The sequence below is a fragment of the Helicobacter mehlei genome (assembly GCF_007280785.1).
Lineage (GTDB): Bacteria > Campylobacterota > Campylobacteria > Campylobacterales > Helicobacteraceae > Helicobacter > Helicobacter mehlei.
The window spans coordinates 17,889-31,259 of the sequence record NZ_VKGC01000016.1 but is presented as its reverse complement, the minus strand read 5'-3'; the positions used below and the strand labels follow the sequence as shown (position 1 = coordinate 31,259).

17 protein-coding genes are annotated in these 13,371 nt (G+C 45.9%); 8 read left to right on the top strand and 9 right to left on the bottom strand.

Annotated elements, in window-relative coordinates:
* Positions 1-202, top strand: a 202-nt coding sequence (locus FNE76_RS08430) for a hypothetical protein (protein ID WP_143928427.1), incomplete at its 5' end; no start/stop codon positions are given.
* Positions 203-341: 139 nt separating this feature from the next.
* Here FNE76_RS08430 and FNE76_RS06175 read toward each other — a convergent pair.
* From FNE76_RS06175 to lepA, 4 genes are all read right to left on the bottom strand, one after another.
* A complete protein-coding gene (locus FNE76_RS06175) occupies positions 342-800 on the bottom strand; it encodes an S-ribosylhomocysteine lyase (RefSeq protein ID WP_162983099.1) in 459 nt (152 codons plus the stop codon).
* Between the two features lie 12 nt (positions 801-812).
* Positions 813-1,955, bottom strand: coding sequence for a cystathionine gamma-synthase (locus FNE76_RS06170; RefSeq protein WP_120948605.1), 1,143 nt, complete (start codon positions 1,953-1,955; stop codon positions 813-815).
* A 14-nt stretch (positions 1,956-1,969) separates the two neighbouring features.
* A complete protein-coding gene (locus tag FNE76_RS06165) occupies positions 1,970-2,887 on the bottom strand; it encodes a PLP-dependent cysteine synthase family protein (RefSeq protein WP_120948575.1) in 918 nt (305 codons plus the stop codon).
* A 78-nt stretch (positions 2,888-2,965) separates the two neighbouring features.
* Positions 2,966-4,756, bottom strand: coding sequence for a translation elongation factor 4 (gene lepA / locus FNE76_RS06160; RefSeq protein ID WP_120948576.1), 1,791 nt, complete (start codon positions 4,754-4,756; stop codon positions 2,966-2,968).
* 72 nt (positions 4,757-4,828) lie between these two features.
* Between lepA and FNE76_RS06155 the strand changes: the two genes are divergently transcribed.
* The 4 genes from FNE76_RS06155 to acpS are packed head-to-tail and all read left to right on the top strand — an operon-like array spanning position 4,829 to position 6,656.
* Positions 4,829-5,152, top strand: a complete 324-nt coding sequence (locus FNE76_RS06155) for a hypothetical protein (protein ID WP_120948577.1) — start codon at positions 4,829-4,831, stop codon at positions 5,150-5,152.
* Positions 5,152-5,748, top strand: coding sequence for a 16S rRNA (guanine(966)-N(2))-methyltransferase RsmD (gene rsmD / locus FNE76_RS06150; RefSeq protein ID WP_120948578.1), 597 nt, complete (start codon positions 5,152-5,154; stop codon positions 5,746-5,748). The genes FNE76_RS06155 and rsmD overlap by 1 nt, the downstream gene beginning before the upstream one ends.
* On the top strand, positions 5,749-6,300 hold the full coding sequence (fliL, locus tag FNE76_RS06145; RefSeq protein ID WP_120948579.1) for a flagellar basal body-associated protein FliL: 552 nt from the start codon (positions 5,749-5,751) through the stop codon (positions 6,298-6,300).
* A complete protein-coding gene (gene acpS, locus FNE76_RS06140; protein WP_120948580.1) occupies positions 6,297-6,656 on the top strand; it encodes a holo-ACP synthase in 360 nt (119 codons plus the stop codon). Before fliL ends, acpS begins: the two co-directional genes overlap by 4 nt.
* Here the strand turns inward: acpS and FNE76_RS06135 are convergent.
* A complete protein-coding gene (locus tag FNE76_RS06135; protein ID WP_120948581.1) occupies positions 6,648-7,412 on the bottom strand; it encodes a UDP-N-acetylmuramate dehydrogenase in 765 nt (254 codons plus the stop codon). The genes acpS and FNE76_RS06135 overlap by 9 nt on opposite strands.
* 176 nt (positions 7,413-7,588) lie before the next feature.
* Here FNE76_RS06135 and FNE76_RS06130 point away from each other — a divergent pair, with 176 nt between their 5' ends.
* Positions 7,589-7,906 (top strand): hypothetical protein, encoded by a 318-nt coding sequence (locus FNE76_RS06130; protein WP_143928426.1) that lies wholly within the window; start codon positions 7,589-7,591, stop codon positions 7,904-7,906.
* Here FNE76_RS06130 and fliQ read toward each other — a convergent pair.
* Genes fliQ through bamD form a run of 4 tightly spaced genes read right to left on the bottom strand, consistent with a single transcriptional unit; the run spans position 7,903 to position 12,059 of the window.
* Positions 7,903-8,169, bottom strand: coding sequence for a flagellar biosynthesis protein FliQ (gene fliQ, locus FNE76_RS06125; protein WP_120948583.1), 267 nt, complete (start codon positions 8,167-8,169; stop codon positions 7,903-7,905). The two genes, FNE76_RS06130 and fliQ, sit on opposite strands and share 4 nt — an antisense overlap.
* Positions 8,170-8,179: 10 nt before the next feature.
* Positions 8,180-9,013, bottom strand: coding sequence for a prephenate dehydrogenase (locus tag FNE76_RS06120; RefSeq protein WP_120948584.1), 834 nt, complete (start codon positions 9,011-9,013; stop codon positions 8,180-8,182).
* A complete protein-coding gene (lon, locus tag FNE76_RS06115) occupies positions 9,013-11,409 on the bottom strand; it encodes an endopeptidase La (RefSeq protein WP_185963014.1) in 2,397 nt (798 codons plus the stop codon). Before lon ends, FNE76_RS06120 begins: the two co-directional genes overlap by 1 nt.
* 8 nt (positions 11,410-11,417) lie before the next feature.
* Positions 11,418-12,059, bottom strand: coding sequence for an outer membrane protein assembly factor BamD (gene bamD / locus FNE76_RS06110; RefSeq protein ID WP_120948586.1), 642 nt, complete (start codon positions 12,057-12,059; stop codon positions 11,418-11,420).
* 128 nt (positions 12,060-12,187) lie between these two features.
* On the opposite strand from bamD, the gene fliW reads away from it, so the two are divergent.
* Both fliW and proC read left to right on the top strand, forming a co-directional pair.
* Entirely contained in the window at positions 12,188-12,589 is a 402-nt protein-coding gene (gene fliW / locus FNE76_RS06105) for a flagellar assembly protein FliW (protein WP_120948587.1), read from the top strand.
* Positions 12,586-13,368, top strand: a complete 783-nt coding sequence (proC, locus tag FNE76_RS06100; protein WP_205585521.1) for a pyrroline-5-carboxylate reductase — start codon at positions 12,586-12,588, stop codon at positions 13,366-13,368. Before fliW ends, proC begins: the two co-directional genes overlap by 4 nt.
* The last annotated feature ends 3 nt before the right edge of the window (positions 13,369-13,371 follow it).

Genomic DNA, 13,371 nt, shown 5'->3' with positions numbered 1-13,371 from the left:
ATACTTTCCTAGCTCTCAAATCTGCTCTACTTGTGGGAGCAACACAGGTAAAAAGCCACTGCACATTAGGAATTATGCTTTAGGTATGCTAGATGAAGGGCATGCTATCAAGGAAAAACGCGATGCGTTTTCTGGGTGGGAAACCCCCGAAGTTACGCTTGTGGAAGCAAGCGTAACGCTTGCCCCTCTAACGGGATTGTAACTTGGGTATGGTTACATACCGGATTGGCTATCAGTTTTGTGGGTAATGTGGTTAAATCTGTGGCGAGTGGGATTAAACCGGTGTTTAGTGCTGTGGTGGGGGCGTTCAGTTAAACAACCCACGCAAAAGCATTTGCGTTTTAAACCCCCACTTCGCTCCACTCATTCCGTTTGGCTAAAAAGGCGCGTGCTAAGGTTTGCGCGCCCTCTAGGCTGTGGTTGGCCGCCCAACCGCATTGGACTTCATTGCACGCGGGCACTTCTGTAGCCTTGAGCACATCTTGCATGGTTTTTTCCAAGAGTTCTAAAATCTCATTGTAATTGTCATGGTTTAATACCAGCAAATAAAAGCCCGTCTGGCAACCCATGGGTGACCAATCTAGCACATAATCAGCGTGGTTGCGAATCAACTCGGCGACCAAGTGCTCCAAAGAGTGCAAACTAGGCATGTCCATGTGTTCTTGGTTGGGCTGTTTGAGGCGCACATCGTATTTAACGATCGCATCCCCATGTTCTCCTCTCTTGCGATCAGCCACACGCACATAGGGGGCTTTAACTTTAGTGTGATCCAAATTGAAACTCTCAACATTCATTTTCATGATTTACTCCTTTTAATCTAATTTGGCAAGGGCTTGCTCTAAATCCTCTAGCAAATCTTGGCTATCTTCAATGCCCACTGAGAGGCGCACCAAGCCATCTTTAATCCCCACAGCTTCGCGCTGTTGCTTAGGGATGCTCGCATGGGTCATTAATGCCGGGACACCTACCAAACTCTCCACCCCGCCCAAACTCTCGCCTAAGATGAACAATTTCAGGCTTTCCACAAAGGGAACTGCCTTGCTATCATCTTTGAGGGTGAAAGAGAGCATTCCGCCAAACCCGCTCATTTGGGTTTTAGCCAGTGTGTGGTTGGGGTGGGTGGGCAGACCGGGGTAATAGACTTTCTCTACTTTGGGGTGCGCTTGTAGAAACTTAGCCACACTCAAGGCGTTTTTTTGGTGTGCCTCCATGCGTAAAGCGAGGGTTTTCATGCCCCTTTGTAATAACCAACTATCCCAAGGTCCTAGCACCCCCCCGATAGCGTTTTGAAAAAAGGCGATCTCTGTAGCCAAGTCTTGGTTATTGGTACTTACAAGCCCGGCGACCACATCGCTATGCCCTCCTAAGTATTTAGTGCCACTATGCACTACAATATCCGCACCTAGCGATAAGGGGTTTTGGTAATAGGGGGTTGCAAAGGTGTTATCCACAATGGTGATCAGTTCATGACTTTTAGCAATATTAGCGCATTGTTTTAGATCGGTGATTTTGAGTAGGGGGTTGCTGGGGGTTTCTAAATAAAGGGCTTTGGTGTTGGGCTGAATCGCCCTTTCTATTTGAGAGGTGTCGCTGGTGTCTATAATGCTATAAGTAAGCCCGCCTTTAGTGAGCACTTTGTCAAATAGGCGAAAAGTCCCTCCATAGACATCATCGCCCAATAATACATGATCGCCCTGTTGCAAGAGAGAAAACACCGCATGGATTCCAGCCAGCCCAGAGGCAAAGGCAAAACCCTTCACCCCGCCCTCTAAGTCTGCAATGAGTTCCTCGAGGGCAAAGCGCGTGGGGTTGCCTGAGCGCGAATATTCATAGCCCTTAGGACGACCCACCCCCTCTTGGCGGTAGGTAGAGGTCTGATAAATGGGCACGCTCACCGCCCCAGTTACCCCATCTTCACTAATGCCCCCATGGATGAGTTTTGTTTGCATGTGCATGCTACTTCCTTTTTTCATAGATAAATACCCTTAGAGAGATAGCGATCCGCCATATCAGGGAAGATCGTCAAAACTCGACTACCCTCTGTTAGGCGTTGCACCTCACGCAGTGCCGCCACAAACGCCGCCCCACTAGAGCTCCCCACTAATAAGCCACTTTTTCTAGCCAACTCCCTAGTACAATCAAACCCCTCTTTATCTGTGATGGTCTCAAAGCCATCGATCTCTAAATCTGCAAAAAAGGGCGGGATGAACTCCACCCCAATGCCCTCAATCTCATGGGGTCCGGGTTTTCCCCCATTTAAGATCGAACCCTCCGGTTCTACCCCAATGAGGCGTATTGTGGAGATGTGTTCCTTTAAGTATTGAGCCGTGCCTGCAAAAGTGCCCCCGCTCCCAATTCCTGCTACAAAGCTAGTAAGCTGTGTGCCCAGCTCTTGGATAATCTCTGGTCCTAGAGTATAGTAGTAGGTTTGCGGGTTGAGCGGGTTTTCAAATTGCAGAGGCAGGTAGCTATTAGGGATATTCTGAGCTAACTCCTTGCTCTTGGCGATCGCCCCCTTAATACCTTGATTAGTGGGTGTGTTAATCACCTCGGCTCCTAAGGCTCTCATAATTTGTTGTTTTTCTAGGCTAAATTTTTCTGGGACAACAAAAATGGTTCTTAGGCGGTGTTCTAGGGCGACTAGGGCTAGGGCAATGCCTGTATTACCCGCAGTGGGTTCAATAATGGTCGTCTGGGGGGTGATTTTGCCCGCTTTGATGCCCTCCTCTATGAGGTATTGCCCCAAGCGATCCTTAATGCTCCCTCCCGGATTTAAATACTCTAATTTGGCATAGATCACCGAATCCTTTGGGATAGGGTAATGTTGGCTAGTGAATTTAAAAATAGGGGTAGAGCCTACTATCTGTGTTATTGCGGTGATAATCATGTTTCCTCTTATTGGGTGATAGTAATCCTAACTGGCTTAAAGAAGGCTTGCATCTTAAAAACAGGGTGCATGGAGAGGCTAATCCACCTTCAAGATCGCTAAAAACGCCTCTTGAGGGAGATGGACTTTGCCAATGGCTTTCATGCGTTTTTTGCCCTCTTTTTGTTTCTCTAGGAGTTTGCGTTTGCGGGTGATGTCGCCTCCATAGCATTTCGCCGTTACATTTTTGCCCACCGATTTGACCGTTTCTCTAGCAATGATTTTATTGCCAATACTAGCTTGGATCGCCACTTCAAAGAGTTGCCGTGGAATCAAGGTTTTCATGGTTTCGACTAAGGCCTTGCCCTTTTCATAGGCTTTACTCCGATCCACAATAATAGAGAGTGCATCCACCACCTCATTAGCCACCCGAACATCTAGCTTGACTAATTGCCCCTCTTTGTAGCCGATGGGTTCATAATCAAAGCTGGCATAACCCTTTGTGCAAGATTTGAGCTTATCATAAAAGTCCATCACAATTTCATTACTGGGCAAATCGTAAGTGAGCATCACGCGGTTTTGATTCAAATACTCCATTTTATCTTGCACCCCCCGCCTGTTATTGAGCAAGCCTAGCAAGTTGCCCAAGTATTCGCTGGGCGCAATGATGCTTGCCTTGACATAGGGCTCCTTAATGCTGGCGATGGTGTTTTCAACGGGTAGTTGGCTAGGATTTTGTACGCTGATGATTTGCCCATCTGTCAAATGCACCTCATAGAGCACCGTGGGGGCTGTGGCAATCAAGTTTAAATTAAACTCCCGCTCTAAACGCTCCTTGATCACCTCCATGTGCAACAAGCCCAAAAAACCCACACGGAAACCAAAGCCCAAAGCCACGCTACTTTCTGGCTCAAATTGCAAGGACGCATCATTGAGTTGTAATTTTAACAAGGCCTCGCGCAATTCCTCAAATTGATCGCTCTCAATGGGGTAAAGCCCGGCAAAGACAAAGGACTTGGCGGGTTTAAAGCCCTCTATGGGTGTGGGCGTAGGGGTTTTGGCATCGGTGATGGTATCCCCCACGGCAATATCTGTTAAATTCTTAGAACCCAAAGACACAATCCCGATTTCCCCGCACTCAATGGAGTCTGTAGAGATTTTATGTAGGGGGTTGGGGTAGTAAAGGCCTAGCACTTGGTGGGTCTTAGCACTCCCCATGACTAAGACTTCCTGATTGACACACAGCCGCCCCTCTTTTAGACGCACGAGAGCCAGTGCCCCTAAATAATTATCAAACCACGAGTCGTAGATGAGAGCCTTTGTGGGGGCTTGCTTGTCGCCTATTGGGGGGGGGATTTTGGTGATGATGGTTTCTAAGAGTTTGTTGATGCCCAGGTGGGTCTTAGCACTCACACAGTTGGCCTCACTGCAGTCTAATCCAATGGTGTCCTCAATATCCTCTTTAACCGCTTCCACCTCAGCACTGGGCAGGTCTATTTTATTGAGCACGGGTAAAATCTCTAAATGGTTGTCTAGGGCGATATAGACATTGGCGATGGTTTGGGCTTGTACACCTTGCGTGGCATCCACAACCAAGAGCGCGCCTTCACACGCATGCAAGGATCGCGACACCTCATAGCTAAAATCTACATGCCCGGGGGTGTCTATGAGATTTAAAATATAGTCCTGTCCTTTGTAGCGGTAGTTGAGGCGCACAGATTGGGCTTTGATCGTGATCCCCCTCTCTTTTTCAATGTCCATGGTGTCTAAAACTTGGCTGGTCATCTCGCGACCGCTCAAAGCCTTGCAGGCTTGAATCAAGCAGTCAGCTAAGGTGCTCTTGCCATGGTCGATGTGGGCGATGATGGAAAAATTGCGGATATGCTGCATACAACCCCTTGAAAGCAGAAATAAACCCAAGATATGTAATAATAGCTTAGTTCTAGCAAAACGGAGCTAAAGATGAAAATTTTTTTGGATTGCCACTCTTTGCTCTTAAAGCGTGTGTTGGAGCAGTACCTGCAAGATTTTCTATACCCTCTAGAGAGTTGCGATTTTATTTTGAGCGATCATTTGGTGAAAAACCCTTACAAAGCAACCTGTTTAATCGGCTCTGAATCTAATGCTCACATCTTGACTCCCTTCACTAAAAGCGAATTGCTTGAGAAGCTCCACGCCTTTTATGGCGACCAAGCCCAAACCCAGAGTTTGGAAAGCCGGGTCCAAGCTTTATTACAAGAATACACCCATAAGCTTTTAGCTTTGATCCAAGATTACCGCCAATAATGCCAACCCCTTTGTTTAAGATTTTAGGCGGGGCACTTAAAGGATTGTCTCTCCACCTCCCATCCAAAGCCACCACCCGCCCCACAAAAGCGATCATCAAGCAATCGGTGTTTAATGTCTTGGGGACCAGTATCCAAAATAGCAGTTTTATTGAGGTTTTTGGAGGCAGTGCGAGCATGGGACTAGAAGCACTGAGTTTGGGGGCACACCGAGCCCTTTTTTTTGAAAAAGACCCGCTTGTCTTTAAAGTCCTGCAACAAAATATCCAACTCTGCCAAGCGCGCTTAAAGCCCTGTAACGCTCAAAGTTACTTAGGCGATGCTTTTCAACTCCTGCCCATCCATTTGGCCAATTTAGAGCCTCAAGGCTTGCTTATTCTTTACCTAGACCCCCCATTTAAGCCCAATCTTTACCCGGCTTGTTGGGAGCTTTTAGAAAATCTCAATTTAACGAGGGCTTTAGAACATGGGGTTTTAATCATCTTAGAGCACCAAAGCAACGAACATATGGGTACAAACCCCCCCAAGTTTAGTATAATAAAGCAAAGAAAGTTTGGCAGAACCAGCTTGAGTTACTATATTTTAAAAGGAAAATAAATGGCAGATGATGCTAAGGCCCCTAAGAAGAGCAAGGCAATTTTATTTGTAGTTGTGGGCGCAATCTTGGTGATGCTGATTTTGGTCGGCGTAATCGCAATGTTATTGCTCAATAAGAATGCTACACATGAAGACAACAAAAAAGGCACGGCAACCAACAAGGCAAGGCAGATTAGAGAGGCTAGTAAGATTGATGAGAATGGAGGCGGATCGGATTTGATGGTCAAATCTTCAGATTATCTCTCACTAGGACCTCTCTTTCCCTTAAGTGACCCTTTTGTGGTGAATTTGATCAGTAATAATGGTCGCCGTTATCTCAAAACGAGCATTAGTTTAGAATTGAGCGATCCTAAACTATTGGAGGAGATCAAGGCGAAAGAAACCGCGATCAAAGACACCATCATTGAGATTTTATCCTCTAAATCTTATGAGGAGATCATTACACTCAAGGGCAAAAACAAGCTCAAGGAAGAAATTAGAAGCAATATCAATAGCTTTCTCATCGATGGCTTTATTAAAAATGTCTTTTTTACTGACTTTGTAATCCAATGATCGGTATTGATTTGGTCAGTGTTGAGCGCATCGCTAGGAGTGTAGCGCGCTTCAAGCAACACTTTTTAGATCGCTTTTTATCCCCACGAGAACAAGAGATTTTTATCAAGCCTGCTAGTCTAGCCGGGGCTTGGGCGGCTAAGGAGGCATGCGCTAAGGCTTTGGGTGTGGGCATTGGTTCTAAGCTAGGTTTCTTAGACATGTGGCTTTCTAAAAACAAACTAGGTGCACCCCTCATCACCCTAAGCCCTGCCAAGCAAGTCCTATTTAATACCCACAGCCTCCATTTAAGCATTAGCCACGATCAAGGATTTGCTGTGGCGGTGGTGTTTGTGGTGAGTAACTCCCTAAGTTAGAATACACACCTCTTCTTGTAACACAATCCCAAAAGTTCGTGAAACCCGCTCTTTGGCTAGTGCGATCAAATCTAAAGCTTCTTCAAAATGCGCGCCTCCTAGATTGACCAAGAAATTGGCATGCACGCTAGAAAAACCCACGCGTCCCAAGCTAAACCCCTTAAGCCCCACCACCTCTAACAACCTACCGGCAAAATCCCCGGGCGGGTTTTTAAAACAACTCCCAAAACTGGGTTTTTTGGGGTGGTGGGCGCGCATGCGCTTACATTCGTGCAAAACGCTTTCTCTAAAACCCAGTACCTTTTGCAAGCGCACCCCAAAGATCACACCCTCAAATGCGCTAGAGCGGTACCCTAGACCCAGCACCTCTGCGTCTAACCATGTCCCATTGATATTAGCTTGTAGGACAACATCACTTATCTGATAGGCTTTCATGCCTGCATTCATCTTAAGTAGCCCACCCACACTCCCGGGCAACGCGCTTAAAAACTCTAGCCCACCTAAGTTATGATCCCTAAAATAGCCAAAGAGTTTTTGCGCGCTCGTCTTTGCCCCCACTTCAATAAAACTCTCCCGATCGTCTATGTAGTCAAAACAACGATCCAAAATCGCCAAATTTTGCGCCCCCGGAGCAACTAGGAGGTTATTAGCCAAGCCCACCATCTGCACTTCATAATGCCCACATTGGTGCAACAACGCCACCTCTACTTTGCCCCCGATTTTTACGCTGGAATATCTAGAAAAGTCTAAGACCACAACACACCTTTAATTCGCAATCTCTCAAACCCCCATTGTAACAAGTTTAAGCTAAGTTGTGTTACAACTAGGGAACATAGCTTATTGGCCATGAATCTCTGATAAAGGACGCCTATGAGGCAGAGTGTGCGAGCAAACTCGCTAGAACCTCTTAAAATTCTTAGAAAAGGACATTAATGAAAAAAACATCTAACGAAAAAATACAGCGTATGTGCGAACTCAGAGAAAAAGGCTTGACCGAAACACAAATTGCCCAACATGAGGATGTGCAAGTTTCTCAACCCACAGTATCCAAACACCTAAGAGAACAAAAATATATTAAAGAGATTCAAAGCAAGGATAAACAACTTAAAGCTGCTAAAACTGAGATTGTCGGCTTGAAAGCCACCATTTCTCTCATTGAGACCGAATTGAGGAGATCGAATCTTCAAAGTGAGTTAGCAAACATCTTTGGTCCCAAGTTTCCCATTCGGAATTCTTGGGTTTTCCTCTAAGACACAATTTTAGGAATCAACTTAAAAAGCATGCTTGTATAATCTAAGAGCATATTGAGCATCCAAGGCATGGTCAAGATAATGACGGCGATCACAGCTAGAATCTTGGGCACAAAGGATAGGGTCATTTCGTTAATTTGCGTGGTGGCTTGGAAGATGCTCACAATAAGCCCGACCACTAAGCCCACCAATAACACGGGCAAAGAGATCATCAAGGTGATTTTATAAGTTTCAATGGCAAGCTTCATCAGTTGGGCTTCCATAGCTACCCCCCTACATAAATTCTTGCAAACAATTTGCCCGTGCCATCCATGCCTCTAAGTTGTCCCAATCTTGATTTTCTAGCAAATCCTTAGCGTGCTGGAGTTCTGTTAAAGCCAAATTGAGGGCTTCTAGCACATGCTTGCGGTTTTGTTTGAAGACACTACGCCACATGATGGGTGAACTTTTAGAAAGACGGCTCATGTCTTTAAACCCCCCAGCAGCCAAAGAGAGGATATTTTGCGGGCTCTCTTGGGAGAGAACGACATTGGCTAAGGCATAACTGAGCACATGGGGCAAGTGGCTGATTAAAGCAATGTGTTGATCGTGCTCGTGCGCACCCATTTTCACCATCTGCATGCCAATGGCACTAAAAATATCCTTAGCCCTCTCTAAATGTTCGGGTGCGCAATCTTGGCAATCCACTAAGATTACGATTTTATTTTGATACAAACCCCTAAGGGCAGCTTTTGGCCCATAAAACTCCGTCCCACACATCGGGTGACTAGCCACCACTTGGGGGCGTAGGCTGGGTGGAATGGCATCTATGATTTGTTCTTTAGCCCCGCCGATCTCAATGATCGTGCTGTGGGGGGTGGGTTTTAAGTTTTGCAACACCTGCACGATCCCATCAAGCGGGATGGCTAAAAAAAGCACCTCACAAGCTTGGATACTGGCAAAATCCACGCATTCTTCCACCAGCCCCAAACTCAAAGCCATTTGGGCGTGTAGGGGGTTACTATCAAAGCCTAAAATACGCTTAATTTGCAACCGAGCGCGCACTTCTTGCAAAGCTAGCCCCAAAGAGCCCCCCATCAAACCTAGCCCGATGATGCCAATTTGCACTAATGATTTACCAAAGCCACATTGAGGACATCTTGGATCGTCTGCACGGCCTTGATTTCCATGTTGTCTTGGACTTCTTTGGGGATGTCTTTGAGGTCTTTGGTGTAATTCTTCTCTGGGATCAAGGCGGTTTTAATGCCCGCCTTAAAGCTGGCAATCAATTTTTCTTTCAACCCGCCGATGGGCAAAACCCGCCCGCTCAAGGTCAGTTCGCCCGTCATCGCCACATCGGCGCGCACCTTTTTATCACACAAAATAGAGGCGATACTGGTTGCCATTGTGATCCCCGCACTGGGTCCATCTTTAGGCGTTGCGCCCTCAGGCACATGCAAGTGCAGATCGTAGAGATTGTAAATTCTACCCTCTTTGGGCTTTTTCTTTTTGGGGATCAACACCTCTTCATCCAAAAGGGTTTTGACCACCGAATGGGCGATATAAGCCGATTCTTTCATCACTTCGCCTAAAGACCCTGTGAGCTTGAGATTCCCTTTACCCTTAATTTTAATCGCCTCAATTTTGAGCACATCCCCGCCCACACTCGTCCAAGCTAAACCATTGACGATCCCCACTGCATCTTCTTTGTCGATGGGATCAATCTCAAAAACGATCTTGTCTAAGAAGTCGGGGATATTGGTCGGTTCAATAACAATCTTGCGCTTTCTGCCCCGCTTGCCTTGGGGCTTATCCTCGTTGGCTTGTAAAATCTTTTTAGCACATTTGCGCATGATCGCAGCAATAACACGCCTAAGCCCCCTTACCCCGGCTTCTCGCGTGTATTTTTCAATCAAAAGTCTAACAGACTCTAGGCTTAAGACCACTTCATTAGGGCTTAAGGCATGTTTTTTGAGCTCTTGGGGGATGAGGTAATTAAGCGCGATCTGCTCTTTTTCTTGAGGGGTGTAGCTGGATACACTGATAAATTCCATGCGATCCCGCAAGGGGGCGGGGATCGTGGCAATGTCATTGGCAGTGGCGATGAAAATAACCTTAGAAAGATCGATATTAAAGTTTGTGTAGTAATCCCTAAAGCTGGTGTTTTGCTCGGGGTCTAAAATTTCTAAAAGCGCGCTGGCTGGATCGCCACGCATGCTCTTATCGACCTTGTCAATCTCATCAAGCACCATCACGCAATCCATTTTCTTAGCCTCAATCAAACCCTGCACAATGCGCCCGGGCATCGAGCCTAAATAAGTGCGCCTATGCCCTCTAAGCTCATTGACATCCTCCAAGCCTCCTAGTGCGATGCGGATTAGCGGGCGCTCCATAGCCCTAGCAATGGAGTTAGCCAGACTAGTTTTGCCCACCCCAGGAGGTCCATAAAAGCATAAAATCGTGCCCTTGCTCTCCTTGCTTTCTTGCTGGCGCAAGCGCAAAAGCTCCATCGTGGCAAAGTATTCTACAATGCGCTCTTTAGGCTTCTCTAGGCTATAGTGATCCAAGTCTAGCTGTTTTTCCACATCTTTGATAGAGAGTTTCTTTTGGCTGTATTGCCCAAAGGGAATATCCAGCACCCATTCAATGTAATTTTGCAAAATCCCCACATCTGAGCTATCTTGATGGATTCGACTCAAGCGTTCAATCTGTTTTTTAATCTCTTTGTGGATTTCTTTGGTGATAAAAGGCTCAATTTCTTGGAGTTTTTTGGTGTATTCTTGGATTTCCTCATCGCGTTGTTTGTCAATCCCCAGCTCTTTTTGGATCTGCTTGAGTTGTTCTTTTAAAAAATACTCCTTATTAACCTGCTCCATTTTGCTATGAACCTTGCTCTTGATCTCTTTTTGGAGTTTTTGGGTTTTGATCTCCTCCATCACCAAATCAATAAGGTCTAAGAGTCTCTCTTCGGTATTATCATTAGCAAAGAGCTTATAGGACTGATCTTTTTTGAGGCGCAAGGCAGAGGCGACTAAATCCACAATACGGTTAGGATCGCTATTATCATCCACAGCCTTCAACAAATCGGGAGGGAAAAATTGGCTGATATTGGCAAGGTTGGCGACCTTTTCTTTTAAAATCTCAATGATGGCGTTGATTTTGTCGGTGTCGTATTCGCGATAGGTGATCACATCCACCATCGCCTCTAGAGGGTCATGCGACTCGATGGCGAGCACCTTGCCCTTACAAATGCCTTGAAACAAGATTTTCATGCGGTTATCAGGCAGAACGACCTTGCGCACAATCGAACCAATCACACCCACATCGTAAAATTTATCCTCCCCCATTCTCTCACTATTTTTAGCGCAACTCACAAAAATTAAATCATTTTTCTCTTTGCTGGCCTTGTTAGCCGCCTTGATATTTGCCTCGCTGTTAATAAAAATAGGCGCGATCATGAACGGATACATAAAGGCCTCTTCTTCCACAATCACAGGCACAATACTTGGGAACTTTTCTGTCATCTTCATCCTTACCAGTTAAACATTGCCACATACCAAGGCATGTGGGACTTTTTGGGATGGGTCTCTTTTTCTAAGACCTCATCGACACGCCCCAAATAACGCTTCACCCCCTCTTTTTGGTGGCGTTTTTTATACACATTGGCGATTGCCCGGTTGAGTTCATTTTGCCCCAAGATAAACTTGACCTGCATGTATTCCACTTGATCGATAAAACGGCTATGGGGGTATTGATCCACAAATTCATTGAGCATGCCAATGGTGTTAGACATGAACTCCTGATCTTTGCTGTGGTTTTTAAAGGCATAGTAGCGCGCTTGGAGCTTAAGATATTTGAGATAGTCAATATTCTCCGGATTACCAAAGCGCTTGATGTATTCATCAAAATAATACTCTGCCAACACAAACTCTTTCTTTTTCAAATGCGCCTGCCCTAAAGCCAACATCGCTACAGGCACTAGGGGCGAATTAATATGTTCGCTCTGCAAAGAAGAATAATAATTGTCCGCTGTTTCTAAATTCATAAACAAAATCTCACGAAAAATCCCCTGATACCAAAAAATTGCCGGGCGGTTGTAGATCGCTTCTTTTTTCTTGTTCGTGCACCCTAAAAATAACACCATGCACGCCAAACTAAACCAAAAGACACGCATCGTTCTCCTTAATTGCTCTAAAAAACCCATTATACCAAAAATCCGCCCCCATGATACCACATTGATTTTTGCCATTAGATTGTGGTAAAATCGGCTCAGATTATTGCGAACTACTTTCAAGGGCTGGAATGCTTTTTAGTGTAAAATCCCCTATTCTAGGGTTTGAGGATGTGACCCATATGGATTTGGAGAAAATTGATGCCGTCTTTATGCGCCTACGCAACGCCGATTCCCCAACGCCTACCTTTACCCTTGTCAATCCCTTTGCCTTGCGCGCCTATGAATTTGAGATTCCCATTGCATTGCAAGTCTTGCTCAACCTAGACAGGGCAGAAAATATTTTAATTGCCAATATCATGGTGATCCAAAGCCCCTTAAGAGAATCGACCATTAATTTTCTAGCTCCCCTAGTCTTTAACTTTGATGATCAACTGATGGCACAAGTGATTTTAGATAACACCAAATACCCCCAATACCAAATTTCAGAAAAAATCGCCAGCTTTTACCAGACTCCAAAGGAGGATCAGTGAGGAATTTAATCGTGGTGGGTTATGGGCGCATGGCACAAGCCCTTTTAAAGGGTTTGGCACAAAATGCCTCTAAACTAGAAAATTACCAGCTCCAAATCACGGGCAGAGACCCCCAAAAAGCCCGCCCTTTTTTGCAAAGTTTGCCCATTGAGGTGAAAATCCTCCCCCCGCATGGCAAGAAAATAGAGGTGCAAGATAGTATCGTGCTGTTAGCCATTAAACCCTATGGACTCAAAAGCCTAAGATATGAAGGCGGAGCGTATATGGTGATTAGTCTCCTGGCTGGGGTGGGCGTGCCCAGTTTGCAAACCCATGTGCAAAGCACGCATTATGTGCGGTGCATGCCCAATATTGCTGCTATCCATGCCCTCTCAGCAACTACAATGTATGCCCCCAGTGCCCAAAAAGACGAGGCGCGCGCGATTTTAGAATGCTTGGGACAGGTCGTAGAGGTGGAGAGCGAAACTCTCTTAGATGCCTCTTTGGCGACTAATGGGAGTGCTTTAGCCTTTTTAGGCATGGAGGCACAGGGCTTGATTAGTGCTGGCGTGTGTGCAGGTTTGAGCCAAGAGCAAGCCTCTAAGCTAGTTGCCCAAAGTTTTGCCGGCTTTGCTAAACTTTTAGAAACTTCAAGCCCCCAAGAGATCATTGAGGCTATCACCACCCCGGGGGGTGCGACCATCGCCGGGATTAGCGTGTTGGAACAAAAAGCCTTTAAGGGAATTTTGATGCAGGCATGCCAAGCGACCATTGAAAAAGGGCGCACCCTGTCTAATTAATTT